Annotated in this window: 4 protein-coding genes; all 4 read left to right on the top strand. The window is 70.2% G+C overall.

The window, feature by feature from the left end; all coding sequences use genetic code 11:
* Window positions 1-415, top strand: a 415-nt coding sequence (locus tag ACV4UX_RS17890; RefSeq protein ID WP_491594637.1) for a heterodisulfide reductase-related iron-sulfur binding cluster, incomplete at its 5' end; no start/stop codon positions are given.
* The gene (locus tag ACV4UX_RS17885) at window positions 405-1,835 is read left to right on the top strand and encodes a lactate utilization protein B (RefSeq protein WP_491594636.1); all 1,431 of its coding nucleotides are present in this window, start codon (window positions 405-407) and stop codon (window positions 1,833-1,835) included. The genes ACV4UX_RS17890 and ACV4UX_RS17885, both read left to right, overlap by 11 nt.
* Complete coding sequence (locus ACV4UX_RS17880) at window positions 1,828-2,499, top strand: LutC/YkgG family protein (RefSeq protein ID WP_491594635.1); 672 nt, start codon at window positions 1,828-1,830, stop codon at window positions 2,497-2,499. Before ACV4UX_RS17885 ends, ACV4UX_RS17880 begins: the two co-directional genes overlap by 8 nt.
* Before the next feature lie 21 nt (window positions 2,500-2,520).
* The coding region (locus ACV4UX_RS17875) for a diguanylate cyclase (protein ID WP_491594634.1) at window positions 2,521-3,550 on the top strand (1,030 nt) is incomplete at its 3' end.

Here is a 3,550-nt window from a genome sequence, read left to right as displayed (position 1 = left end):
CCCCGACAGCGGCCCGCCCGTGCGCGCCGTGTGGCACTCCTCCTGCCACGCCCTGCGCGAGACGGGCTCCACCCCGGCCGCCAAGGCCCTGCTGCGCGCCCTGCCCGGCGTGGAACTGGTGGAGCTCTCCCGCGAGTGGGAGTGCTGCGGCTTCGGCGGAACCTTCAGCGTGAAGCGCCCGGAAATCTCCGCCGCCATGGTGCGCGACAAGGTGGAGGACGTGCTGGCCGCCGGGGCCGACGTGCTCCTCACCGCCGACTGCGGCTGCCTGCTCAACATCACCTCGGCAGCGCAGCGCATGGGAAGCCCCGTGCGCGGCATGCACGTGGCCGAATTCCTCTGGGAGCGCGTCTCGGGCGCTGCCTCGACGCAACCGTCCGCGACCCGGGCAGGGGAGGCATGCCATGGCCGCTGATTCCTTCGATTTCCCCGCCGCCCTGGCCAAGGCCCTGGCCGATCCCCAGATCGCGGGCAACTTCAAGTCCGCCCTGGGCGGCCTGCGCGGCAAGCGTCTGGCCCTCTTTTCCGACCCGGCAGAACTGGCGCGGCTTCGTGCCACCGGCAAGGCCCTCAAGGGCCGGACCCTCTCGCGCCTGCCTGAGCTTCTGGTCCAGTTGGAGGCCAACTGCACCCGCAACGGCATCCGCGTCCACTGGGCCGAGACCACCGGGGAAGCCAACCGCATCGTGCTCTCCATCCTGCGCGAGCACGGAGCCGACACGGTGGTCAAGGGCAAGTCCATGGTTTCCGAAGAGACGGGGCTCAACCATTTTCTCGAAGAGCACGGCGTCACCCCGGTGGAGACGGACCTGGGCGAGTTCATCATCCAGCTGGCCCACCAGCCGCCCTCGCACATCACGGCCCCGGCCCTGCACATGAACCGCAGGCAGGTGGCCGAACTCTTCGCCAGGTGCATCCCGGACACGCCCTACACCGAGGACGTGCTGGAACTGAACGCCATCGCCCGGCGCGTCCTGCGCGAAAAGTTCCGCACCGCCAGGGCCGGGCTCTCGGGCGTGAACTTCGCCGTGGCCGAGACCGGCTCCCTGGTGCTCGTGGAGAACGAAGGCAACGGGCGCATGAGCACCCACTGCCCCGACGTGCACATCGCCCTCATGGGCCTGGAGAAGGTGGTGGAAAAGCTCGAGCACCTGCCGCCGCTCATGCGCCTGCTCACGGGCTCGGCCACGGGGCAGCTGCTCTCCACCTACGTGAACGTGGTCAACGGACCGCGCGGCCCCCACGAACTGGACGGCCCCCGCGAGGTGCACCTGGTCATCCTGGACAACGGCCGCTCCAACATGTTCCAGGACCCTGAACTCTCCGGCTCGCTGCGCTGCATCCGCTGCGGCGCGTGCCTGAACAACTGCCCTGTCTATTCGCGCCTGGGCGGCCACGCCTACGGCTCGGTCTACCCCGGCCCCATCGGGTCGGTGATCACGCCCCAGATGGAAGGGCTCAAAGCCAAGGGCGACCTTTCCTTCGCTTCCAGCCTCTGCGGGGCCTGCGAGGAAGTCTGCCCGGTGATGATCCCCCTGGCCCGGCACCTGCGCCGCATCCGTTCCGAGTGCGAGGCCGCGCCCGGACAGGGCCTCGTGCGCGGTCGCGGGGCCAAGCGCTGCGCCGTCAAGACCCTGGGCTGGCGGCTCTGGGCCTTCGTGGAGCGCAGGCCCTGGTTGCGCGAACGCCTGCTGGCCCTGGCCGCGCGCGTCACCAGCCGCTGGACTCCGGCCGTAGGCCCCCTCGCCGCCTGGAGCCAGGCCCGCACGCTGCCCAAACTTGCCCGCAAGAGCCTGCGCCAGCGCGTGCGCGAGGAAGGAGCCCGCCATGGATAGCGTCAACGCCCGCGAGGCCATCCTGGCACGCCTCTCCCGCAACCGTCCGGCCGCGCCAGCCCCTGTGGCCCCGGACCTGGCCTGGAGCCCCCCCCGGCTTGACCACGCCGAGGCCGTGGAACTCCTCTGCGCACGCATGGCCGCCGTGAAGACCGAAGTGATCCGCACCAGCGCGGCAAACCTTGCCGACGCCCTGGCCGACCTGCTGGCCGCCAAGGCCCCCTCCTCCGTGGCCTACGGCCCAGCTTCCGGCGTGGCCCTCCTGGCGCGCGGGGTCCTCGCCCGGCCCGGCATGCCCTCCCCCCTCCCCGTGGACCGGCCCGTGGAAGAGCTGCGCGATGCCCTTTTCGCCGTTGACGCCTCGGTGACGGGCGTCCGCCTGGGCATCGCGGAGAACGGCTCCCTGCTTCTGACCCCCGACGCCACGGAGTCCCGGCTGCTCTCCCTCGTGCCGCCCCTGCACATTGCGGTGCTGCACGAATCCCAGGTGCGGGCCACCTTCGCGGAGGCCCTGGCCGAACTGGCCGAAGCAGGGCCGCTGCCCGCCAACACGCTGCTCATCTCCGGTCCGTCCAAGACCGCCGACATCGAACTGACGCTCACCTTCGGCGTGCACGGCCCCAAGGAACTGGTCGTGCTCGTGGCGTCTGACGACGCTTCCTGATCCGACTCCGGGAGGTTCACCGTGGAAGAGATCCTGCTTGTTGAAGACAGCCGCACCTTCGGCTCGCTCCTGCGCCGCACCGTGGAACGCGAGGTGGGCCGCACCGTGGCCTGGGTCAAGTCCCGCGCCGAATGCGAAGCCGCGCTGGCCGCGAATCCCCATGCCTTTGCCGCAGCGCTCCTGGACCTGAACCTCCCCGACGCTCACGAAGGCGAGGTGGTGGACGTTGTGCTCTCCTTCGGCGTGCCCGCCATTGTGTTCACGGGCGAGATGGCCCCGGGCCTGCGCGAGGCCATGTGGGAAAAGGGCATCGTGGACTACGTGTTCAAACAGGGCTTGCACACCCTGGACTACGTGGTGCGCCTGCTGCGCCGCATCCTGCGCAACAAGGGCCTGCGCGCCGTGGCGGCCCTGACGGACGACGCGGAACGCGCACGCCTGACACGGCTCCTCTCGGCCCACGGCTACCATGCCATCGCCTGCGCCGACGCCCGCACAGCCCTGGATACCGCCCGCTCGGACGCCTCCGTGCGCCTGATCCTGACGGATTCGACCCTCCCCGACGCCACCGGCGCGGAACTCACCCGCTCCGTACGCGAAACGCGCGGCCTGCGCGACGTAGCCGTGATCGGCATGGCCGCCGAAAACGACGCCGAAGCCTCGGCCGCCCTGCTCAAGAGCGGGGCCAACGACTTCATCACCCGCCCGTTCCTGACAGAGGAATTCTACTGCCGCATTTCCCAGAACGTGGACATGCTCAACCTCCTGGACGACTTCGCGGACCTCGCCAACCGCGACGTGCTCACAGGGCTGGGCAACCGCACGCACCTCTTCGACGCGGGCAACAGGCTCTTCACGACCCTGCGCCGGGAAGACCGGGGCCTCGCAGCCGCACTCATCGGCGTGGACCGCCTCAAGGAAGTGAACGACACCCACGGCCACGACGCGGGAGACACCGTGCTGCGCCATGTGGCCGCCCTGCTGCGCCAGCACTTCCGGGGCAGCGACATCCTCGCGCGCCTCGCCGGAGACGAATTCTGCGTGCTCGACT

Source organism: Fundidesulfovibrio sp., from assembly GCF_058402725.1.
The sequence above is the reverse complement of the archived record's forward strand: the minus strand, read 5'-3'. Positions and strand labels throughout refer to the sequence as shown.